Annotated in this window: 3 protein-coding genes and 1 pseudogene; 2 read left to right on the top strand and 2 right to left on the bottom strand. The window is 70.5% G+C overall.

Going from position 1 to position 25,419, the window contains the following annotated elements:
- Positions 1-10 precede the first annotated feature (10 nt).
- A pseudogene (locus tag ACWFRJ_RS21900) lies at positions 11-11,449 on the bottom strand (SDR family NAD(P)-dependent oxidoreductase); the annotation flags it as partial.
- Between the two features lie 154 nt (positions 11,450-11,603).
- Positions 11,604-22,787, bottom strand: a complete 11,184-nt coding sequence (locus ACWFRJ_RS21895) for a type I polyketide synthase (RefSeq protein WP_453533211.1) — start codon at positions 22,785-22,787, stop codon at positions 11,604-11,606.
- 644 nt (positions 22,788-23,431) lie between these two features.
- Between ACWFRJ_RS21895 and ACWFRJ_RS21890 the strand changes: the two genes are divergently transcribed.
- Positions 23,432-24,502 carry a polyprenyl synthetase family protein gene (locus ACWFRJ_RS21890; protein WP_453533209.1) on the top strand — a complete coding sequence of 357 codons (1,071 nt, stop codon included), beginning with the start codon at positions 23,432-23,434 and terminating at the stop codon, positions 24,500-24,502.
- Positions 24,499-25,416 (top strand): terpene synthase family protein, encoded by a 918-nt coding sequence (locus ACWFRJ_RS21885; protein ID WP_453533206.1) that lies wholly within the window; start codon positions 24,499-24,501, stop codon positions 25,414-25,416. Before ACWFRJ_RS21890 ends, ACWFRJ_RS21885 begins: the two co-directional genes overlap by 4 nt.
- Positions 25,417-25,419 lie beyond the last annotated feature (3 nt).

Below are 25,419 nucleotides of genomic sequence, written 5' to 3'. Positions count from 1 at the left end.
CGGCGTCGGCTCACAGCCCGCGTTCGGCGAGCCAGCTCTCGATGGCGCCCGTGGTCAGCGGCAGGTTGTGCTCCATGATCGTGAAGTGATCTCCCGGTGTGGGGTGGGCGGTGTGGGGCAGGGGCCACAACGCCCGCCAGCCCTCGTCCTCCTCGAAACCCTCGTCCTGGTAGGGCATGGGGTCGGCGGCGCTGAGGAAGAGCGTCGGGGCCTGGATCGGGCGCAGCACGCACTCCTGCATGAATAGGGCGTTGTAGCGGCCCATGGCCGTCAGCTTCACGCCGTTCAGGGCGAGGGGGCCGAGGAGTCGTTCACGGGAGTCCAGGCCCTCGTTCATCGCGAGGGTGGTCTTCTCCGCGAACTGGTGGGTCGCCTGGAACGTGTCCAGGAGGACCACCGCGTCGGGTGTCAGGCCGGCCTTCTCGGACCGCTCGGCCAGGGCATGGGCGATCAGCCCGCCCATGGAGTGCCCGAGCAGGACGAACGGATCACTTCCGACGGTTTCACGCAGCTGCGCGAAGTGTGCCTCCACCAGGCCGTCGAAGCTGTCCGCCACCAGTTCGCCCTCGGCATAGCCGGGGTTGACCAGCGACAGGACGTCCCGCTTGCCCTCGAAGTGCTGCGCCATCATGGCGTACTGGATCGGCCCGGCGGTGGCCGTGATGGCGGGCAGGCACACCAACTTGGCCCGGCTGCCGTCACCGGTGGCCATCCGGACCGGGGGCAGGACCTGATCGGCGGCCTTGTCGATGGTGAAGGACGGACGGAGCCAGCCCGCAGCCTGGATGAGGTCCATGCCGGCCGACCCGGTCCTGCCGAGGGCGTAGGCCTGGTGGTAGAGGGTGGTGATGCTGTCCAGGGGGTCGGCCGACGGCGTGGCGGCCACGGCCGCGGCCGGTGCGATTCCCGGTTCCGCCGCCGCACCCTGCTCGGGTTCGGCGTGGGCTGCGGGCTCGGCGTGAGCTGCGGGTTCGGCGTGGGCCTCGGTCTGCGTGTCGTCGGCTCGGGGGGCGGGCCGCCCGCCCAGCAACTCGGCGAGGCGGCCTGCGAGCAGGGACGTGGTGGAGTACTCGAACGTCGTGGTCGCCGGGAGCCGCAGGTCCAGCAGGGTACCGAGCCGGTCCCGCAGGGTGATGCCGCCGATCGAGTCCATTCCGAGGTTCAGGAACTCGACGTCCCCGCCGATGTCCGTGGCGTCGTGGCGCAGTACGGCGGTGAGTTGATCGCGGACGAGGCGCGCCAGCAATGCGGGGCGTTCCTCCGGTGCGGCGTCCCTCACCAGGCGGGCGGCGGCGCTGTCCACGGGCGCCTGCCGTGGCCGGTCGCTCGGGACGGTCCTGGCGGCGGGGGCTCCCTGGAACCGTGCGCGGTCGACGGAACGCAGGGTCAACTCGTCCAGGGACACCACGGGTTGGCCGATACTGCCCGCGAGGTGGACACCGAGGGTCTGCGGGCCGGAGGCCGTCAGCCGTACGCGGAGCGTGGTGGTGGGTGCCGAGTGCAGCCGGATCCCGGACCAGGAGAACGGGATCCGGACCTGTGCCGCGTCCCTCTCGTTCTCGTTCCGGCCGCTGCTGTCGGAGGTGGCGTCAGAGGCGCCGTCGGCCGCCCCTGCCGCGTGCAGGGCCGCGTCCAGAAGTGCGGGATGCAGTGCGAAGCCGTCCGCGAGGCCGGTGGCCCCTTCGCCCAGGGACACCTCGGCGAAGATCTCCGCACCGCGCCGCCAGGCGGCACGCAGGCCGCGGAAGGCGGGCCCGTACTCGAATCCGCGATCGGCCAGTCCCTCGTAGAAACCGCCCAGTTGGACGGCTGACGCGTCCGGCGGCGGCCATGCGCCGGAGAGTTCCGCGAAGGCGTGGGCGTCGGTGTCGGTGTCGGTGTCGGTGTCGGTCAGGGCGGGGGCCACGACCGCCTGAGCGTGGCGAGTCCAGCCGGACGCCGTGTCCGTGCCCGCGGTCTCGGCGCGGGAATGGACGGTCAGGACGCGCTGCCCGCTCTCGTCGGGCCGTGCCACCTCCACTTGGACGTGCACGGCGGCGGAGGCGTCCAGGAACAGCGGTTCCTCGACGGTGAGTTCACAGATCCGGGGGCAGCCGGAGTCGCCGCCCGCGTACAGCGCCCAGTCGACGAACACGCTGCCGGGCAGTATCACCGTGCCGAGCACCGTGTGGTCGGCGAGCCAGGGGTGGGTCGTCCGGGACAGCCTGCCGGTGTACACGCGGGTGTCGCTCCCGACCGGGGCGACCACGCCCGCCAGCAGCGGGTGGCCCGGCACCGTGAGGCCGACGGCGCTCGCGTCGCCGGAGTGCTCGGGCGCGTCGAGCCAGTACCGCTGCCTGCGGAAGGCGTAGGTCGGCAGGTCCACCGTGCGGCCGCCCCGGAACGTGTGCTTCCAGTCCACCGCGGCGCCGCTCACGAACACGTCCGCGAGTGCCGCGAGCAAGCGCTCCTGCCCGTCCTCACCGCGCCGCAGCGTCCCGGTGACCACTGCCTCCTCGCCCCGGTGCGCGGCGTCGTCGTCGGTGATGTCCTTGTCCGTGACGTCCTCGTCCGTGACGTCCTCAAGCGTGTGCTCGATCGCGTTGATCAGCACCGGGTGCGGGCTGACCTCAACGAACACCTGGTGTCCGGCGGCGGCCAGAGCGCGCGTCGCGGAATCGAACCGTACGGTCTCCCGCAGATTGCGGTACCAGTACTCGGCTCCGGCCTCATTGCCGTCCAGCAGGGCTCCGGTCACCGCGGAGTACATCGGTACGTCGCCGGGGCCCGGCACGACCGGTGCGGCCAGGTCGAGGAGTTCGGTGCGCAGCCGCTCGACCTGAGGTGTGTGCGAGGCGTAGTCCACCGGAATGCGACGCGCCTGAACACCTCCGTGTTCACACGCCTCCATCAGCTCGTCCAGCGCCGCCGCGTCTCCGGCGACCACGGTGGCACCGGGTCCGTTGACCGTGGCCACGCAGATCCGCTCGCCCCAGCGCGCGATCATCTCCGTCACTCGGTCGACCGGGCGGGCCAGCGAGACCATGCCGCCCAGCCCCGACAGTTCGCCGCCGATCAGCCTGGAGCGCAGGGCCACGATCCGGGCGGCGTCCTCGACCGAGAGGACCCCCGCCACGCACGCCGCGGCCAGCTCTCCCTGCGAGTGCCCCACCACAGCCGCGGGCTCCACACCCGCAGAGCGCCACACCTCGGCAAGGGACACCATCACCGCCCACAGCACCGGCTGCACCACATCCACCCGGTCCAAGGACGGCGCATCCGGACGCGAGCGCAGCACATCGAGCAGCGACCAGTCGGTATGCGGCGCGAGCGCCCGAGCACACCGCTCGACGGACTCGACGAACACCGGCGAGCTGTCCAGCAGGTCGACGGCCATACCGGCCCACTGCGACCCCTGGCCCGGGAAGACGAACACCGCCCCGGAGCGCCCTGCCGACACGCCCCGGACCGCGCCTGTGGCCGGTTCACCGCGGCTCACCGCCGCCAGCCTGTCCAGCAGGTCCTGGCGGGTCCGTCCGATCACCACGGCGCGATGTGCGAACAACGACCGGGTGGAGAGCAGTGAACGGGCGATGTCGGCAGGTTCCAGGGCGGCGTCCCCGCTCACCCGCTCGTGCAGGCGGCGGGCCTGCTCGCGCAGACTGTCGGCGTTCTTCGCCGAGATCACCCACGGCACCGGGTGGCCGGTCGTGTCGGCGGCGGGCGCGGACGGACGGGACGGATCAGATGGACCGGACGGACCCGACGGACCCGACGGCTCGGACGGCTCGGACGGCTCGGACGGACCCTCCTCGATGATCACGTGCGCGTTGGTGCCGCTGATGCCGAACGACGACACCGCGCCGCGTCGCGGCCGTCCTGCCGACGCCCACGGCGTGTCCTTGTCGGCCAGGCGCAGCGCCCCGGCCGTCCAGTCGATGTGCTCGGCGGGCCGCTCGACGTGCAGGGTGCGCGGCACGACACCGTGGCGCATCGCCATCACCATCTTGATCACGCCCGCCACGCCCGCCGCCGCCTGGGTGTGACCGATGTTGGACTTCACCGAACCAAGCAGCACCGGCCGGTCGGCGGGGCGGTGCTGTCCGTACGTCGCCTGCAGCGCGCCCGCCTCGATCGGGTCGCCCAGCGGGGTACCGGTCCCGTGCGCCTCGATGACATCCACCTCGGACGCCACCACGCCCGCGTTCGCCAGCGCCTGCGTGATCACCCGCTGCTGTGCCGGACCGCTGGGCGCGGTGAGGCCGTTGGAGGCGCCGTCCTGGCCGAGCGCGGAGCCACGGAGCACCGCGAGCACCCGGTGACCGTTGCGCCGGGCGTCGGACAGCCGCTCCACCACCAGCATGCCGACGCCCTCCGCGAATCCCATGCCGTCGGCGTCGGCGGAGAACGCCTTGGACCGGCCGTCGGGGGCAAGCCCGCCGACCCGGCTGAACTCGACCATCGGCCGCGGCGTCGACATCACGGTCGCCCCGCCGGCGACCGCGAGCGTGCAGTCGCCCTGCCGCAGGGCCTGCGCGGCCAGGTGCAGTGCGACGAGCGAGGACGAACAGGCGGTGTCCACCGTGATCGCGGGGCCCTCCAGACCGAGGGTGTACGCGATCCGGCCGGACGCCACACTGGCGGCGCTGCCGTTGCCGAGATACCCCTCGAAGCCGCTGAGGGGCTCGGGGAACCGCGAGGCATAGTCGGTGTAGATCAGTCCGGCGAAGATTCCCGTCGCCGTGGAGCGCAACGTGGTGGGATCGATTCCGGCACGCTCGAACGCCTCCCACGTGGACTCAAGGAGCAGCCGCTGCTGCGGGTCGGTGGCCAGTGCCTCCCGGGGCGAGATGCCGAAGAACTCGGGGTCGAAGTCGGCCATGTCGTGCAGGAATCCGCCGACCTGGGCGAAGCGGTCCGCCGGTGAGTCAAGGCCGCCCAGTTCGACGTGCCACCCGCGGTCGTCGGGGTACTCGCCCATGGCGTCCCGGCCGTCGGTGAGCAGCTGCCACAGGTCCTCGGGCGACCGCACCCCGCCGGGGAAGCGGCAGCTCATCCCGACGATGGCAATCGGTTCGTCGTCCGTCGCGTCGTCCGTCGCGTCGTCGGCCGCGTGGACGGTCACGACGGCGGCCGAGCCGCTCTCCGCGACGTGCGCGCCGTCCGGTACGAGCCGCACGAGCAGCGCCGCCGCCAGTGCGGCCGGCGTCGGGTGGTCGAACACGAGGGTCACCGGGAGCCGCAGTCCCGTCGCGGTGCTGAGGCGGTTGCGCAGTTCGACCGCCGTCAGCGAGTCGAAACCCAAGTCCTTGAAGGCCCGGTCGTCGGCCACGGTGTCGGCGTGCTCGTGTCCGAGCACCACGGCGGCCTGGGCGCGCACGAGTTCGCTCAGCGTCCGGCCGCGGTCCGCCGGGGACAGCCCGGCCAGTCGTTCCCGCAGCCCGCCCCCGGCAGCCTCGTTCACGGCCGAGCGCCTGATCTGCGTACGCACGAGGCCGCGCAGCACCGGGCCGGGGTCTCCTTGCCTGCGCAGTGCCGCCACGTCCAGTGCGGCGGGAACGCTCAGGGCACGCGGGGACCGTACCGCCGCGTCGAAGAGTGCAAGGCCCTGGTCGGCGGAGAGCGGCCGTACGCCGAGGCGGCGCATCCGGTCGATGTCGGTGGCCGTCAGGTCGCCGGTGAGCGCACTGCGCTCGGCCCACAGTCCCCACGCGAGCGAGTGGGCCGGCAGTCCCTGGGTGCGCCGGTGGCGGGCGAGCGCGTCCAGGAACGCGTTGGCGGCGGCGTAGTTGCCCTGGCCCGCGGCCCCGAGCACACCGGCGGCGGAGGAGAAGAGGGCGAAGAGCGACAGGTCGCGGTCCCGGGTCAGCTCGTGCAGGTGCCAGGCCGCGTCCGCCTTGGCGCGCAGCACCGCGTCCAGGCGCTCCGGCGTCAGCGCCGTCACCACGCCGTCGTCCACGGTGCCCGCGGCGTGCACCACGCCGCGCAGGTCGGGCAGTTCGTACAGGAGAGCGCCCAGCGCGTCCCGGTCGGACACGTCGCACCGCACCACCCGAACCGAGGCGCCCGACGCGGTCAGCTCCTGAACGAGTTCCGCGGCCCCGGGGGCCTCGGCGCCTCGGCGTCCTGCCAGGACGACGTCGGTGGCCGTACCGCGGGTGACCAGGTGGCGGGCGACCGCCGACCCGATGACGCCCGTACCTCCGGTGATCAGCACCGTGCCGTCGAGGGTGCCCGCGGGAGTGGTCAGCACCGTGCTGTCGAAGGTGTCCGCGGGAGTGGTCAGCACCGCCTTGCCGGTGAGCCGCGCCTGGCTCAGCCGCCTGAACGCCTCGGGTGCCTCACGTGTGTCCCACGCGGTGATCGGCAACGGGGACAGCACGCCCCGCTCGAAGAGGTCCGCGAGCTCTTCGAGCATGGTCCCCAGGCGCTCCGCACCGGCCTCACCCAGGTCGAACGCCCGGTACCGCACCCCCGGCCACCGCGCGGCCACATCGTCGGCGCCACGGATGTCCGTCTTGCCCATCTCGATGAACCGGCCGCCGCCCGGCAGCAACCGCAGGGAGGCGTCCACGAACTCGCCCGCCAGGCAGTTCAGTACGACGTCGACGCCCCGGCCCCCGCTCTCCTCGAGGAACCGGTCGGCGAATTCCGGGGTACGCGACGACGCCACCCGAGCGGCCGGGACGCCGGTGCCCCGCACCACGGGCCACTTGGGCTCGCTCGCGGTGGCGTAGACCTCCGCACCGAGGTGTCGCGCCAACTGCACGGCCGCCATGCCCACCCCGCCCGCGGCGGCGTGGACCAGCAGCGATTCGCCGGCCCGGAGCCCGGCGAGGTCCTCAAGGGCGTAGGAGGCGGTCAGGAAGACCGCGGGCACACCGGCCGCCTGGGCAAAGGACCAGCCGCGCGGCATCGGTACGACAAGGCGGCGGTCGGCCACCGCCACCGGTCCTGCGTACGCCCCGGTCAGCAACCCCATGACCCGGTCGCCCACCGCGAGCCCCGCGACCCCGGGGCCGACCTCGAGCACCACGCCCGCGCCCTCGCTGTCGAAGAGCCCCTGCGTGTGGGGGACGACGCCCAACGACACCAGGACGTCACGGAAGTTGACGCCGGTCGCCCGCACCGCGACCCGCACCTCACCCGGACCCAGGGGTTCCTCGACGCGTGGGCACGGGATCAGCCGCAGGGCGTCCGGTGTGTCACCGGCACCGAGGTCCAGACCCCATGCGCCGCTCTCCGTGGGAACCGCGAGCAGCTTCGGGTCCGACGGGGAGACCCGGCCGAGGCGCGGCACCGACAGCACTCCGGCCCGCACGGCGATCTCGGGTTCCCGGGCGACCAGCGCCGCGGCCCGCACCGCCGCCGAGGGCGACGCGGCATCCATGTCGAGCTGCCCGAACCGTTCCGGGTGCTCCGAACACACCGAACGCCACAGTCCGCGTACGGCGGCCACTGCCACATCGACCTGCTCGCCGGGAACCACCGCGGCGGCGCCCCGGGTCACCAACACCATTTTCACGGGCTCCAGTTCGGCGCAGGCCAGCCACTCCTGCACCGTGGTCAGAACCGTGGCAAGACGCTCCCGGGTCGCCCCCGGAACATCGGACACCCGACCCGTCGGCGGACACGGCAGCAGCACCGCACGCGGCGCCTCCTCACCCGCGCGGACGGCGGCGACCAGCGACGTGACGTCCGCGTGCACCGGTGCGCCGAGCCCAGGCAGGTCCTCGCCGATCACCGCGAGCCGGGCCGCCGTGTCCTCGGGCGAACCACCCGGCAGAGGAACCCAGTCGAGCGCGAACATCGAGTCCGGCGGCAGGCCGTCCGTCGCCGTGTCGACGGAGGGCGGACGGACGGCGATCTCCTCGATCGTGACGACCGGCAGGCCCGCGAGGTCGCTCATCACCAACGAGAAGGCGTCCGGGCGGGTCCGCGACACCCGTACCCGTACCGAGGTCGCACCGATGGCGTGGATCCGTGCGCCGGTGAACGAGAACGGCATCATCCGCTCCGCTGACCCGTCGAGCAGTTCCACGAGCCGGGTCTGCAGGGCCGCGTCCAGCAGCGCCGGGTGCACGCCGAACCGGCCGGTGTCGCCCCCGGAACCGACGGACCCGACGGAACCGACGGACCCGCCGGATACCGGGAGCGACACCTCGGCGAACATCTCGTCGCCGCGCCGCCACACGGCACGTACACCTTGGAACGCCGGGCCGTAGGCGTAGCCGTGGCCGGCCAGGCGCTCGTAGAACCCGTCGAGACCGACCGGTTCCGCTCCCGCGGGCGGCCACTGGGCTGTGGCCACGGGCTCGCCGTCCGTCGGCTCTTCCTGGCTCGGCGTCGCGGTCAGGGCTCCCGTGGCGTGGCAGTCCCAGGCGACCACGTCGTCGTCGAGCTCCGGAAGGTCGAGCTCCGGAAGGTGCGGTCGGGAGTGCAGACGTACGGCCCGCACGCCGTGGTCGTCGGCGGCGTCGACGCCCACCTGTATGTCGACGGCGGTGCCGTCGGCCGGTATGACCAGCGGGGCGTGCAGAACGAGCTCGTCCAGCCGGTCCGCGCCCGCGTACTGACCGGCGCGGAGCGCCAGTTCCACGATGGCCGCACCCGGCACCACGATCCTGTCGAGCACCGCGTGATCGGCCAGCCACGGGTGCGAACCCGTGGACAGCCGACCGGTGAACAGGAACCCACCGCCCTCCGCCACACTCACACCGGCCGCAAGGAGCGGATGTCCTGTCCCCGACATCCCGGCGCCCCGCAGGTCGCCGACAGCTTCGGACGCGAGCCAGTAGTGGTGGTGTTGGAAGGCGTACGTGGGCAGGTCGACCGGTTCGCCTTGGGGGGTGGGCAGGAGGGCTGCCCAGTCGGGGGCCACCCCGTGGACCCAGAGCGCGGCCAGCGAGGTGAGGAACTGCCGCTCGCCCCCGTGCTCCCGCCGCAAAGTCCCGGTGACCGTCAGCGACTTGTCCGCCGCATGCCCGGCCTCCTCGATCGCACCGGTCAACACCGGATGCGCACTGACCTCCACAAACGTGGAGTAACCATCCCGGAGAAGAGCGTCGACCGTCTCGTGGAAACGCACCGGCTCCCGCAGATTGCGGTACCAGTACTCCGCCCCGGCCACGCTGCCGTCCAGCAGGGCTCCGGTCACCGCCGAGTACATCGGTACGTCGCCGGGGCCCGGCACGACCGGCGCGGCCAGGTCGAGGAGTTCGGTGCGCAGACGCTCGATGTGAGGCGTGTGCGAGGCGTAGTCCACCGGGATCGTCCGCGTCCGAACACCGGCCGCCTCCGCATCGGCAGCCACCTCGGCCAGCTCCGCCAGGCCGCCGGCCACCACTGTCGCCGCGGGCCCGTTCACGGTGGCCAGCCACACGCCTTCCCGGTCCCCCAGGAGCTCGCCCACCCGCGCAGCCGACGCCGCGACGGACAACATCCCGCCCCGGCCCGCCAACTCCCCGGCGATCAGCCTGGAACGCAGGGCGACGATCCGGGCCGCGTCGTCCAGCGACAGCACCCCCGCCACACACGCCGCCGCCAGCTCTCCCTGCGAATGCCCCACCACAGCCGAGGGCACCACACCACGCGACCGCCACACCTCGGCCAACGACACCATCACCGCCCACAACACCGGCTGCACCACATCCACCCGGTCCAGGGACGGCGCATCCGGACGCGAGCGCAGCACATCCAGCAGCGACCAGTCGGTATGCGGAGCCAGCGCCCGAGCACACCGCTCGACCGACTCGGCGAACACCGGCGAGCTGTCCAGCAGGGCGGCGGCCATACCGGCCCACTGGGACCCCTGACCCGGGAACACGAACACCACACCCGCGTCAGACGCGTCCGGAGCCGTGCCGATGACCACGTTGCCCGCGGGCTCCCCCGAGGCAATCGCGTCCAGACCCGACAGGAACTCCTCCCGGTCCTCCGCGACGATCACCGCACGGTGCTCCAACGCCGCCCGACGCATGGCCAACGACCACCCGACATCCGCGACCGGGGCATCACTCCCGGCGGCGAACTCACCCAACCGCGCCGCCTGCCCCCGCAACCCCTCCGCGGACCGCCCCGACACCACCCACGGCACCACCCCAGAGGGGGACGCGTCCTCGACAGCCGGAGCCGTCTCCACCCTCGGCGGGGCCTCGACGATCACGTGGGCGTTGGTGCCGCTCACGCCGAACGACGACACAGCCGCCCGCCGCACCCGCTCGGCCTCCGGCCACTCGGCGTTCCGCGTCACCAGCTCGACGGCGCCGGACGCCCAGTCCACATGCGGACTCGGCTCATCCACGTGCAGCGTCCGGGGAACGACGCCCGCGCGCATCGCCATCACCATCTTGATCACACCGGCCACCCCGGCCGCCGCCTGCGTATGACCGATGTTCGACTTCACCGAGCCAAGGAGCACCGGCCGGTCGGCAGGGCGGTGCTGCCCGTACGTCGCCAGCAACGCCTGCGCCTCGATCGGGTCGCCCAGGGCCGTACCGGTCCCGTGCGCCTCCACCACATCCACCTCGGACGCCACCACACCCGCATCCGCCAACGCCTGTGCGATCACCCGCTCCTGAGCCGGACCGTTCGGCGCCGTCAGGCCGTTGGAAGCACCGTCCTGGTTCACCGCCGAGCCACGGATCACCGCAAGCACCCGATGTCCAAGACGCTCAGCATCCGACAACCGCTCCACCAACAGCATCCCCACACCCTCGGCCGCGCCCATGCCGTCCGCGGCGGCGGCGAACGCCTTGCACCGGCCGTCGGGGGACAGGCCCCGCTGCCTGCTGAACTCGGTGAAGAGATCGGGGGTGGACATCACCGCGACCCCGCCGGCCAGGGCGAGCGAGGACTCGCCACGGCGCAGCGACTGCACCGCCAGATGCAGCGCCACCAGGAACGACGAGCACGCCGTGTCCACCGTGAGGGCCGGACCGGTCAGACCGTAGGTGTAGGCGATACGCCCCGACGCGACGCTTCCGGCGACACCGGTCATGGCGTGGCCTTCGACTTCCTCCGGGATCGCGGCCAGCCTGCTTCCGTAGTCCCGGAAGCTGGCGCCGATGAAGACGCCCGTACGACTGCCACGCAGCGATGCCGGGTCGACACCGGACCGCTCGAAGAGCTCCCAGGAGGTCTCGAGAAGCAGCCTCTGCTGCGGGTCCATGGCGAGGGCCTCACGCGGCGAGATCCCGAAGAAACCGGCGTCGAACTCGCCCGCGTCGTGCAGGAAGCCGCCCTGGGCCGTGTACGAGGTGCCCGGCCGGTCGCCGTCGGGATCGACGAGCGAGGCCAGGTCCCAGCCACGGTCGACGGGGAACCCGGAGACGCCGTCCCCGCCTTCCGACACCAGTTTCCACAGTGCCTCGGGCGAGGTCACACCACCGGGGTACCGGCAGCTCATCCCGACGATCGCCACCGGCTCGTCGACGGCCGTTTCCGCCACCCGGAGTCGTGCTCGCGTTTCCTGCAGTTCGGCGGTGACCCGCGTCAGAAAATGGCGGAGCTTCTCGACGTCGTCCATTACTTGCTCCATGCGGTGAGTCAGGGGAGTCAGGTGAGTCAGATGAGTCGGCAGTCGGTCAGGAGGCTCCGTCAGGAGGTCCCGTCAAGAGACCTCGTCAGGAGATCCCGAATTCCTTCTCGATGAAGGTGAAGATCTCGTCGTTGGTGGCGGCTGCGAGATCCTCGCCCTTCACGGGGTTTCCCTCGGCTCGGTCGGCGCCCACGGCCGACCGGAGAAGGCGGCGCAGCCTGTCGGCGATCACGTCTCTGGCGGGGTCGTCGTCCGCCATCGTCGCCAGCAGACCGTCCAGCCGGTCGAGGTCGGCGACACCGGCCGCTCCCGCCGCTTCCTCGTCCTCCGCATCTGCGTCGAACAACTGCGCGCCGAGGTGGCCGACGAGTTCGTTCACCGTCGGGTGGTCGAAAATCACGGTGACCGGCAGCCGGAGCCCGGTAGCAACGTTCAGCCGGTTGCGCAGTTCCACGGCGGTGACGGAGTCGAGGCCCAGCTCTATGAACTGCCTTTCGGTGCCCACGGTTTCGGCTGATGCGTGTCCGAGGACGGCGGCCACCTGGGCGCGTACGGCGTCGAGCAGGTGCCGCTTGCGTTCCCGTGGCTCCGCGTCCGCAAGTCGGTCGCGCAGGGCGGTGCTCGTTCCCCCGGCCTCCCCGCCACCTGCTCCGTCGCCGCCCGACCGGCCACCCGCTCCACCGAGCGCCTGCCGGGCCTCGGGAATCGCGTCGAACAGACCGCTCGGCCTGACGGCGGTGTAGGCGTGGGTGAACCGCTCCCAGTCGACGTCGGCCACGACGACGGCTGTCTCGCCGTGTTCCAGCGCCGCTTCCAGGCCGAGTAGCGCCGCGTCCGGAGAGAGCAGCGGCAGACCGTGCCGGAGCCGCAGCCCGGCCACCGCGTCGGCGTCGGCCATGCCGCCCTCCGCCCAGGGCCCCCAGGCCACGGAGGTCGCCGTGAGCCCCCGCGAGCGGCGGTACCGGGCCAGCGCGTCCACGTAGGCGTTCGCGGGCGCGTAGTTGCCCTGGCCCGCCATTCCGACGCTGCCTGCCACAGAGGAGAACAGGACGAAGGCGGAGAGCTCCAGGGCGAGGGTGAGTTCGTGCAGGCACCACGCGGCACCGGCCTTGACCCGCAGTACGTCGGCCACCTGCTCGGGTGTCAGGGTCTCGATGGCCGCGTCGTCCAGCACGGCCGCCGTGTGGAACACCGAAGTGAGGGGGCAGTCGGCCGGGATCGACGCCAGGAGACCGCGCAGGGCGTCGTCGTCCGCGATGTCGCACGCCGCCACGGTCACCCTCGCTCCCGTCCGGACGAGCTCGGCCTCCAGTTCGGCCGCGCCCGGCGCGGCGCTCCCCCGACGGCTGACGAGGAGGAGGTGTTCGGCGCCCCGGGTTGCCAGCCGACGGGCGACCTGGCTGCCGAGGGCTCCGGTGCCACCGGTGATCAGTACCGTTCCGCTCCCCGGCTTCCATTCGGTGCCCGAAGCGTCAGCGAGCGGGGCCCGGACGATCCGCCGCCCGAGAATTCCGGCAGGACGAAGCGCGACCTGATCCTCATGGCCCTCGGCCGCCAGGACGGCGCACAGCCTGCTCATGGTCCGCTGGTCCGGGCCCGGGTCCGGGTCCGGGTCCGAGCCGGTCGGGAGGTCGATCAAACCGCCCCACAGGGCGGGGAGTTCCTGTGCCGTGGCGCGTCCCAGGCCCCACACCATCGCCTGTGCCGGGCTGGTCAGGGGGTCGTGGTCGCCGACGGTCACAGCCCCTTGGGTGACAGACCACACGGGCGCGGCGAACTGGGCCGCCGCGAGACCCTGGATCAGCAGGAGCGTCTGCCGGAGTCCGCTCGGGAACGCCGTCGCGCCCGGGACGGGCCTCTCGTCGAGAGCGAGCAGCGAGACCACGCCGGACACCGAGGACTGCGCCGGTGGCTGTGCCGAAGACTGAGCCGGTGGCCGGGCCGGTGTCTGTGCCGCGAGCGTGTCGGCCCATTGCTGTGGATCGCCGGGCGCCACAAGCGTTTCGACCACGGCGCCGTGTTCGCGCAGACTCTCGACGGTCGCCTGATGCACCGCACCGTCGGCCTGGTCGGGGGTGACAGCCACGAGCCAAGTACCGGTCAGCCGGGTGGCATGGCCGGGCACCGGCGTCCAGTCCTCCCTGTATCGCCAGGAATCCAGCGCGGACGCGGCGCTGTGCCGCCGATGCCAGGCCGACAGGACGGGCAGCACGGACGTCAGCTCGGTGCGGTCGCCGTCCCACTCCAGGGTCCGTCCGAGTTCTTCCAGATCCTCGCGATCTACGGCTGCCCAGAAATCGGCGTGCGTGTCCGGTGCCGCGTTCGTTGCCGTGGTGCTGTCCGGGGCGTCGGGTGCGAGCCAGTAGTGGCGGTGTTGGAAGGCGTATGTGGGCAGGTCGACCGGTTCGCCTTGGGGGGTGGGCAGGAGGGCTGTCCAGTCGGGAGCGACACCGTGGACCCAGAGCGCGGCCAGCGAGGTCAGGAACTGCCGCTCGCCCCCGTGCTCCCGCCGCAAAGTCCCGGTGACCGTCAGCGACTTGTCCGCCGCATGCCCAGCCTCCTCGATCGCACCGGTCAACACCGGATGCGCACTGACCTCCACAAACGTGGAAAAGCCATCCCGCAGGAGAGCGTCGACCGTCTCGTGGAAACGCACCGGCTCCCGCAGATTGCGGTACCAGTACTCCGCCCCGGCCGCACCGCCGTCCAGCAACGCCCCGGTCACCGCCGAGTACATCGGTACGTCGCCGGGACCCGGCACCACCGGCGCCGCCAAGTCGAGGAGTTCGCTGCGCACACGCTCGATATGAGACGTGTGCGAGGCGTAATCCACCGGGACACGACGCGCCTGAACACCCTCCTCCTCACACACCTCCATCAGCTCATCCAGAGCCGCCGTGTCCCCAGCCACCACCGTGGCAGCCGGACCATTGACCACAGCCACACTGATACGCCCCTCCCACCGGGCAAGCAGCTCCAACACCTGAGCCACCGGCCGGGCCAACGACACCATGCCGCCCAGCCCCGACAACTCACCGCCGATCAACCTCGAGCGCAAAGCCACGATCCGGGCCGCGTCCTCGACCGAAAGCACCCCCGCCACGCACGCCGCCGCCAACTCACCCTGCGAATGCCCCACCACAGCCGACGGCACCACACCACGCGACCGCCACACCTCGGCCAACGACACCATCACCGCCCACAACACCGGCTGCACCACATCCACCCGGTGCAACAGCTCGTCGTCCTCCTGAGACACCACGTCCAGCAGGGACCAGCCATCCAGAAACGGCTCAAGAGCCGCGGCGCACGCCTCCATCCGCGAAGCGAAAACAGGCGAGGACTCCAACAACTCCCTGGCCATACCGGCCCACTGGGACCCCTGACCCGGGAAGACGAACACCACACCCGCATCAGCCCTGTCCAGAGCCGTGCCGATGACCACGTTGCCCGCGGGCTCTCCCGAGGCAATCGCGTCCAGACCCGACAGGAACGCCCCCCGATCCCCCGCCACGACCACCGCACGGTGCTCCAACGCCGCCCGCCCCATGGCCAACGACCACCCCACATCCGCGACCGGGGCATCACTCCCGGCGGCGAACTCACCCAACCGCGCCGCCTGCCCCCGCAACCCCTCCGCGGACCGCCCCGACACCACCCACGGCACCACCCCAGAGGGGGACGCGTCCTCGACAACCGGAGCCGTCTCCACCCTCGGCGGGGCCTCGACGATCACATGGGCGTTGGTGCCGCTCACGCCGAACGACGACACAGCCGCCCGCCGCACCCGCTCGGCCTCCGGCCACTCGGCGTTCCGCGTCACCAGCTCGACGGCGCCGGACGCCCAGTCCACATGCGGACTCGGCTCATCAACATGCAACGTTCGCGGGACAACCCCCTCTCGCAGGGCCATCACCATCTTGATCACACCGGCCACCCCAGCCGCCGCCTGCGTATGACCGATGTTCGACTTCAACGAACCCAACAACACCGGCCGCTCAGACGGCCTGTCCCGCCCGTACGTCGCCAACAACGCCTGCGCCTCGATCGGATCACCCAGCGCCGTACCGGTCCCATGCGCCTCCACCACATCCACCCCGGACGCCACCACACCCGCATCCGCCAACGCGTCCCGAATGACCTGCTCCTGAGCCGGACCGTTCGGCGCCGTCAAGCCGTTGGAAGCACCATCCTGGTTCACCGCCGAGCCACGGATCACCGCAAGCACCCGATGCCCAAGACGCTCAGCATCCGACAACCGCTCCACCAACAGCATCCCCACACCCTCGGCCCAGGCGGTGCCGTCGGCCGCCGCCGCGAAGGGCTTGCAACGGCCATCGGGCGAAAGGCCGCGCTGATGGCTGAACTCCGTGAAGATCCCGGGCGTGGACATGACGCTGACCCCGCCGACGAGAGCCATACCGCACTCGCCGTTGCGCAGGGCCCGCACAGCAAGGTGCAGGGCGACCAAGGACGAGGAGCACGCCGTGTCCACGGTGATGGCCGGGCCGGTAAGACCAAGGGTGTAGGCGATACGGCCGGACGCCACGCTGCCCGCGGCACCAGTGAAGAGGTAGCCCTCAGAACCCTTGGTGTCGGTCGCACCACTGCCGTAGCCCTGCGGAACGACACCGACGAAGACACCCGTCCGGCTGCCGCGCAACGACAGCGGGTCGATGCCGGCGCGCTCCAGGGACTCCCAGGAGGACTCGAGAAGCAGCCTCTGCTGCGGGTCCATGGCGTGGGCCTCACGCGGCGAGATCCCGAAGAAACCGGCGTCGAACTCGCCCGCGTCGTGCAGGAACCCGCCGTGGTGGACGTAACAGCTGCCGGGTCGTGTCGTGTCGGGGTGGTACAGGTCGTCGAGGTTCCAGCCACGGTCCGTCGGGAACTCGGAGATCACGTCGTGTTCGGACAACAACACGTCCCAGAGGTCCTCGGGCGACCGTACGCCACCCGGGAAACGGCAACTGGTCGACACGATCGCGATCGGTTCGTCGGCGGCTGCGGACGCGACCGGAGCCAGTGCCGTGATGTCCACGCCGAGTATTCGGTCCCGTAGATACGAGGCCAGCGCCACGGGAGTCGGGTGGTCGAACACCACCGTGGGCGAGAGGGCCAGGCTCGTCGCCGCGACCAGGCGGTTGCGCAGTTGTACGCCCGTCAGCGAATCGAATCCGAGGTCCCGGAAGGCCCGCCCGACCTCCACCTCGTCCGCCGAGGACCATCCCAGCACGACCGCCGCCTGGCGGCACACTTCATTGAGCGCGACCTGCTTCTGCTGTGCGGCGGTGGCCGCTTCGGCCACCCTCCGTGGGAACCCCTCAAGAACCTCGGACTCGGGCTCGGGCCCGGTCGGCAGGTCGACGCGGACCTCGGACGCCGAGCCGGTGGGTGCGAGCCAGTAGTGGCGGTGTTGGAAGGCGTACGTGGGCAGGTCGACCGGTTCGCCTTGGGGGGCGGGCAGGAGCGCGGCCCAGTCGGGGACCACCCCGTGGACCCAGAGCGCGGCCAGCGAGGTCAGGAACTGCCGCTCGCCCCCGTGCTCCCGCCGCAAAGTCCCGGTGACCGTCAGCGACTTGTCCGCCGCATGCCCGGCCTCCTCGATCGCACCGGTCAACACCGGATGCGCACTGACCTCCACAAACGTGGAATAACCATCCCGGAGAAGAGCGTCGACCGTCTCGTGGAAACGCACCGGCTCCCGCAGATTGCGGTACCAGTACTCCGCCCCCGCCGCACCGCCGTCCAGCAACGCCCCGGTCACCGCCGAGTACATCGGCACCTCGCCGGGACCCGGCACGACCGGCGCCGCCAAGTCGAGGAGTTCGCTGCGCACACGCTCGATATGAGACGTGTGCGAGGCGTAATCCACCGGGACACGACGCGCCTGAACACCCTCCTCCTCACACACCTCCATCAGCTCGTCCAGAGCCGCCGTGTCCCCAGCCACCACCGTGGCAGCCGGACCATTGACCACGGCCACACTGATACGCCCCTCCCACCGGGCAAGCAGCTCCGACACCTGAGCCACCGGCCGGGCCAGCGACACCATGCCGCCCAGCCCCGACAACTCACCGCCGATCAACCTCGAGCGCAAAGCCACAACCCGGGCCGCGTCGTCCAGCGACAGCACCCCCGCCACACACGCCGCCGCCAACTCACCCTGCGAATGCCCCACCACAGCCGACGGCACCACACCCGCCGACCGCCACACCTCGGCCAACGACACCATCACCGCCCACAACACCGGCTGCACCACATCCACCCGCTCCAAGGACGGCGCATCCGGACGCGACCGCAGCACATCCAGCAGCGACCAATCGGTATGCGGAGCCAGCGCCCGAGCACACCGCTCGACCGACTCGGCGAACACCGGCGAGCTGTCCAACAACTCCCGTGCCATACCGGCCCACTGCGACCCCTGACCCGGGAACACAAACACCACGCCCGCATCAGACGCACCCGCCGCCACCCCACTGACCACTTCAGCAGCCGGCTCCCCCGAGGCAATCGCGTCCAGACCCGACAGGAACTCCCCCCGATCCCCCGCCACGATCACCGCACGGTGCTCCAACGCCGCCCGACGCATGGCCAACGACCACCCCACATCCGCGACAGAGGCATCACTCCAGGCAGCGAACTGACCCAACCGCGCCGCCTGCCCCCGCAACCCCTCCGCGGACCGCCCCGACACCACCCACGGCACAACCACCCCACCACCAGCACCCACAGCCGGGGCATCGGCGGCAACGGCAGACGACGGAGCGGCGTCCGGTCGGGCCTGTTCCAGGATCACGTGGGCGTTCGTGCCACTGATTCCGAACGACGACACAGCCGCCCGCCGAGCCCGGTCGGCCTCCGGCCACTCGGCGTTCCGCGTCACCAGCTCCACGGCACCCGAAGCCCAGTCCACCTGCGGACTCGGCTCATCCACGTGCAACGTCCCGGGAACGACCCCCTCGCGCAGGGCCATCACCATCTTGATCACACCGGCCACGCCCGCAGCCGCCTGCGTATGACCGATGTTCGACTTCAGCGAACCCAACAACACCGGCCGCTCAGACGGCCTGTCCCGCCCATACGTCGCCAACAACGCCTGCGCCTCGATCGGATCACCCAGCGCCGTACCGGTCCCATGCGCCTCCACCACATCCACCTCGGACGCCACCACACCCGCATCCGCCAACGCGTCCCGAATGACCCTCTGCTGGGACAGACCGTTGGGTGCCGTCAGACCATTCGACGCACCGTCCTGGTTCATCGCCGAGCCCCGGATCACCGCAAGCACCCGATGCCCAAGGCGCTCAGCGTCGGACAGGCGCTCCACAAGGAGCATCCCCGCGCCCTCGGCCATCCCCGTACCGTCGGCCGCGGCGGCGAACGCCTTGCAGCGGCCGTCTCGGGAAAGACCCTGCTGTCTGCTGAACTCGGTGAAAATACCGGGAGTGTTGAGCACCGTCACACCGCCGGCCAGGGCGAGCGAGGACTCGCCACGGCGCAGCGACTGCACCGCCAGATGCAGCGCCACCAGGGACGACGAGCACGCCGTGTCCACCGTGAGGGCCGGACCGGTCAGGCCGAGCAGGTAGGAGATGCGGCCGGAGGCGACGCTGGTGGTCTTTCCGGTGAGCAGGAACCCGTCGAGCGATTCGGGTGCTTCGTGCAGCCGGGGCCCGTACTCCTGGTCCATGGTGCCGACGAAGACGCCGGTTCGGCTGTCGCGCAGCGACGCCGGGTCGATGCCGGCCCGTTCAAGGAGCTCCCAGGAAGTCTCAAGGAGCAGCCTCTGCTGCGGGTCCATGGCGAGCGCCTCACGCGGCGAGATCCCGAAGAACCGGGCGTCGAACTCGCCCGCGTCGTCCAGGAATCCACCGCCTCGGGCAAAGCTGCTGCCGGGGCCATCGGAGCGGTGCAGCCGCTCCAGGTCCCAGCCGCGGTCCTCGGGGAAGGGGGAAATCGCGTCCTGCTGGGTGGCCACCAGTTGCCACAGGTCTTCCGGGGAGCGGGCGCCGCCGGGGAGGCGGCAGCTCATCGCGATGATGGCTATGGGTTCGTCGGCGGCGACCAGCCCCGCGTCTTCGGGGTGCACGGCGGGGGCGCGGTCGTGCGCGGCGGTGGTGGTGACGTGTTCGGCGAGCTTGGCCGGCGTGGGATGGTCGAAGAGCGTGGCGGTGGTCAGGCTGACGCCTAACGCGGCGTTGATCCGGTTGCGCAGATCGCCGAGCATGATCGAGTCGAACCCGAGGTCCTTGAACGTCCGCCCCGCGTCGAGTCCGTCCGGCGCGGCGTGTCCCAGGACCGCGGCCGCGTGGGCCCGTATCCGGCGTGCCGTGTCGGCGTCCGACATGACCGCCGCGGGTGTCGGCGGGGCCGGAGACAGGGCCTCGCCCGACTCCGCGCGGGCGAGCGCGGGTGCGCGGACGGGCACGTCGGAGGTGTCGGAAGTCTCGGACGAGTCTGAGGAGTCAGCCCAGCCTGAGGAGTCGGCCCAGCCTGAGGTGTCGGACGAGTCTGAGGTGTCGAACCAGTGCCGACGGCGCTGGAACGCGTAGGTGGGCAGGTCGGTCCGCCGCGCGCCCGTGCCGGTGAAGACCGCGGCCCAGTCGACGCCCGCGCCGTTGACCCAGAGGTGGGTCAACGAGGTGAGGAGCTGACGGCTGCCGCCCTTGTCCCGGCGCAGTGTTCCCGTGGCGGCGACGCTCGCTCCGGCGGCCTGGCCGGTTTCCTGAAGGGCGTTGGTCAGGACCGGATGCGGGCTGACTTCCAGGAAGAGCCGCCCGCCCTCACCGACGAGGGTCTGCACGGTGTCCCGGAAGCGCACACGCTCACGGAGGTTGTCGTACCAGTAGTCGGCGTCCAGCGACTCGCCCGCGACCGGACCCGCGGTGACCGTCGAGTACATCGGTACCTCGGCGGCCCGCGGAGCAACGGATGCCACCCGCCGCAGGAACTCCTCGCGGATCTGTTCCACGTGCGGAGTGTGCGAGGCGTAGGCGCTCTCGATGGTCCGTGTGCGATGACCGGCGCGCTCCGCACGGGCCACGACCTCGGCCAGTGCTTCCCGGCTACCCGCCACCACCGTGGCGGTGGGGCTGTTGACCGCGGCGATCCAGGCGTCGTCCCGGCCCGCGATGAACTCGGACACGCGCTCCGCCGAGGCGTCGACGGACGCCATCGCGCCCCGGTCGGTCAGCTGCACGGCGATGCGGCTGCGCAGAGCGACCAGGAGCGCGGCATCGTCCAGTGACAGCGCGCCGGCGACGCACGCCGCGGCGATCTCGCCCTGTGAATGACCGATGACCGCGGAGGGGACCACGCCCAGGGAGCGCCACACGCGCGCCAGCGAGACCATCACGGCCCACAGGGCGGGTTGCAGTACGTCCACCCTGCGCAGCGCGCTTCCGTCCGAAGCGTCCCTGAGTACGTCACGCAGGTCCCAGTCGATGTGCGGTGCCAGCGCCTGGGCGCACTCCTCGACGGACTCGGCGAACACCGCCGAAGTGCGCAGGAGTTCGGCGGCCATGCCGACCCACTGCGCCCCTTGCCCGGGGAAGACGAACACCACCGCGGCATCGGTCCCGCCGGGGGCCGTGCCGGTGATCACGTGGCCGGCGGGTTCGCCGGCGGCGATCGCGTCCAGACCGGCCAGGAATTCCCCGTCGTCGCCGGCCACCACCGCCGCGCGGTGCTCCAGGGCGGTGCGGTGCCCGGCGAGCGACCACCCGATGTCCGTGCGGGAGGCGTCACCTGCGGCGGCGAAGTCACGCAACCGTGCCGCCTGCCCTCGCAGCCCGTCCGCGGTCCGCGCCGACACCACCCACGGCAGCGCGTCGGGAACGGTGGTGGGGACACTCACGGAAGCGCTCACGGAAGCGCTCACCGAAGCGCTCACGGAGGCGCCGGTGGTCGTCGGGGCTTCGGCGCCTACGGATGAGGGCGCCTCGGAGACGATCACATGCGCGTTGGTTCCGCCCACGCCGAAGGCCGAGACCCCGGCGACCAGCGGTACGTCGGGGCATGGCCAGGGCGAAAGCTCCGTCTGCACCCGCATGTTCCACTCGTCGAGCGGGATGGCGGGGTTGGCCGACCGGAAGTTCAGACTGGGCGGCAGCCGACGGGCCTTGAGAGAGAGCAGCACCTTGATGAGTCCGGTGATGCCCGCCGCGCCTTCGAGGTGCCCGACGTTCGTCTTGGCGGAACCGACGAGCAGCGGCCGGTGCCCGGCGTGTGCGGAACCGACGGTCCGCGCCAGTGCCGCCGCCTCGACGGGGTCGCCGACCGCGGTGCCGGTGCCGTGCAGTTCGACGTACTGCACGTCTGCGGGGGCGACACCGGCGGCGGCGCAGGCCCGGCGCAGAACGTCCTCCTGGGCGGGCCGGCTCGGCGTGGTGAGGGTGTCCCCGCCACCGTCGTTGTTGACGGCGCTGCCGCGCAGCACGCCGTGGATCCGGTCGCCGTCCGCGAACGCCTGGCGAAGCGGTTTGAGCAGTACCAGGCCGCCGCCCTCGCCGCGGACGAAACCGTTGGCCCGGGAGTCGAAGACGAAGCACCGGCCGTCGGGTGAAAGGCCGCCGAAACGTGCCGCGGTCAGGGTGCTGTCGAAGGCGAGGTTGAGGTGCAGGCCGCCGGCGAGGGCGGTTTCGCACTCTCCGTCGCGCAGGCTCCGGCAGGCGGCGTGCACCGCGACGAGGGAGGAGGACTGGCCCGTATCGATCACCATGCTCGGGCCGCGGGCGCCGAGCAGATAGGACAGCCGGTTGGCGATCATCCCGCGGTTCAGGCCGGTCAGCGTGTGGTGTGTCACCGACGCCGAGCCGCGCTGCCGCAGCAGCGTGGCGTAGTCGTCGCTGATGGCGCCGACGAACACTCCCGTACGACCGCCGGTGAGGCGCGAAGTGCTCAGCCCCGCGTCCTCCAGTGCCTCCCAGCCGATTTCGAGCATCAGCCGCTGCTGGGGGTCCATGGCCGCCGCTTCGCGCGGGGAGATGCCGAAGAAGTCGGCATCGAACATGTCAGGGTGGTCGAGGAAGGCACCGTGATCCAGGGCGGTTTCCTTCTCGGAGTCCGCGCCCCGCGTCCAGCGGTCGGAAGGTACCGAAGTGACCGCGTGCTCACCGGAGCTGAGCAGCCGCCAGAATTCCCCGGGGCCGCTCGCGCCGGGCAGGCGGCAGGCGATACCGATGACCGCGATCGCGTTTTCGGCCTCATAGCCAGAATGGTCAGAACTGCCAGAATGGTCAGACGGCAGAGCAGAGACTACGGACATTTAGGCACCTTCCCCCGACGCCTGAAAAACGCTTACCTGCCTCTCATTGCGAAGAGAGGCCATAAGGGCACTCGAATAAGTCGGCCGCACTCGGCGCCGACTCGATAGGCACACGCAGGTGTGCCGAATAGACAACACACAACTCGACAATACGGGCCGGATGACGGCGTATTGCCCAGGTATATTGATCAACTACGGTCACTGAACGTACCTCAGCCGACACCGGGGCGCAACCATTTTTTAGAGGCCGGGGCCGCAGGTAAGAGGCACATAAGAGACCGCGTGGGCCCACCACCCATCCTCCGCCCGACAAGTGATCCCTTCCCCATCCGAGGATCGTGTGCCTAGACTGGCGACGCATCAGAGAGTTGGCCGGACTCCGACGGGGGAATGTCGAGTGGCAAGTAGAAGACTCTTCCACGCACGTGAACGGGCGTGCCGCTCTCGGGTTGCCGAAAGGTGACAGAGCGGTAGCCGACGAACGGCACTAAAGAATCACTCCCACTACGGGCGCCATGAGGCATGCCCGTTCACAGAGTTGTGCCGTCAGCCCGTTCCGCATTTGCTGTGAGAGCTTCTACCATCAGCGCCCTCACGCCCTCAACAGGAACCCTGCAATTAGTCGAACGGGGGAATTTGACTAAATGACAGCACCCATCACCGCCTTAGACGCAGAACCAGTCCTGAAGTTAGTGGACGACGCGCTCGCGGACTTTCTTGCAGAAAAGAACAGCACCACACCCCACGCGCACCTGCCGTATCTCACGGGATTGGTGAGGGATTTCCTTTCGGGGGGCAAACGCATACGCCCCCTGCTCTGCATGACCGGCTGGCAGGCGATCGGCGGCGGTGACGACGTCGAGCCGATGGTCCAGGTCGCCGCCTGTCTCGAGATGTTCCACGCCTTCGCGCTCATCCATGACGACGTCATGGACAACAGCGACAGCCGGCGCGGACGCCCCACCATCCACCGCACCATGGCGGAGCACCGTGCCCTGTCGCGGGGACCGGTCGAGGCCGAGTGGTTCGGCATGAGCGCCGCCGTCCTGCTCGGCGACCTCACGCTCACCTGGTCCGACGAACTCCTCCACCAGGCCGGGCTCACCCCCGGACAACTCCAGGTGGCGCTGCCGCTCCTCGCGGAAATGCGCACCGAGTTGATGCTCGGCCAGTATCTCGACCTGCACGCCACGGGCGAACTGACGGAAGACGTCGATGCCACGCTGAACGTCTATCGGTACAAGACGGCCAAGTACACCATCGAGCGCCCCTTGCACATCGGTGCCGCCATCGCGGGTGCCGGTCCGGGGATCATGGCCGCCTTCACCGCCTACGCGCTTCCCCTCGGGGAGGCCTTCCAGCTCCGCGACGACCTGCTCGGGGTGTACGGCGACCCGCTGATCACCGGGAAGTCGCGCCTTGACGACTTGCGTGCGGGCAAGAACACCGCGTTGACCGCGCTCGCCCTCAGAGGTGCCGACAGCGAGCAGACCGCACAGCTGCGACGGCTGCTCGGTGACCCGCTCCTTGATGAGCAGGGCGCCGACACCGTCCGCGGCATCTTCGAGGCGACCCGCGCCCGGGAGCAGGTCGAGTGCATGATCGACGACCGCCGGCAACAGGCGCTGCGCGCAATCGACCGGGCGCCGTTCACCGCGGAGACGATGGACGCCCTTGAGCAGATCACCCGCATGGCCATAGTGAGGGACTCGTGACCACTGACATTTCCCTGCCCCAGAAGAGCGAACTCTCCGGCATGATGCGGCACTGGCAGGAGAGCACCCGCCAGTTCGCCGACGCGTTCGAGCAGCACATCGGCCGGGCGCCCGAGATGTGTCCCCTGACAGATGCCGAGCTGCGGGAAGTCATCGACGCCTGCAATACGGCGGTCGCGCCCTTCGGAAGGACGGTGTCCGACGAGCGCTGGATCTCCTACATGGATGTCGTCCGGTGGTCGCAGAGCGCTCGTCACATCCGGAACATGGAAGCCTTCAAGGCCGTCTGCATCCTGAATTGCGTCACCTTCGTATGGGACGACATGGATCCGGCGCTGCACGACTTCGACGCCTTCTTGCCCGAACTGCGCAAGATATGCGAGAAGTATTACAGCGAGGAAGACGCCAGGTTCGCATTCGAAGGGGCCCGTGCATTCGTCACCAGCGATCACATGTTCCGCGACTCGCCTGTCAAGAAAGTACTCTGCACCACTTCTCCGGAGCAGTACTTCAGATTCCGCGTCACTGATGTCGGTGTCGACTTCTGGATGAAGATGTCGTACCCCATTTACAGTCACAAGGAGTTCACCGAACACGCGAAGACGGGTTTGGCGGCTCGCATGACCACGCGCGGCCTCGCCATCGTCAATGACTTCTACTCCTACGACCGTGAAGTTTCGCTGGGGCAAATAACCAACTGCTTCCGGCTGTGCGACGTGTCGGACCAGAGCGCTTTCGACGAGTTCTTCCAGAACCGCCTTGACGACATCGTCGAGGACATGCGATGCATAGCGGCTTTCGATGACATCACACGAGATGTCCTGCTTGACCTCATCTACGGCAACTTCGTCTGGACCACCAGCAACAAACGGTACAAAGCAGCCGTGAACGACGTCAACTCTCGTATTCAGTAGGGA

The sequence above is a fragment of the Streptomyces sp. NPDC055239 genome (genome assembly GCF_053606205.1).
This window is presented reverse-complemented; position numbering and strand designations above follow the sequence as displayed.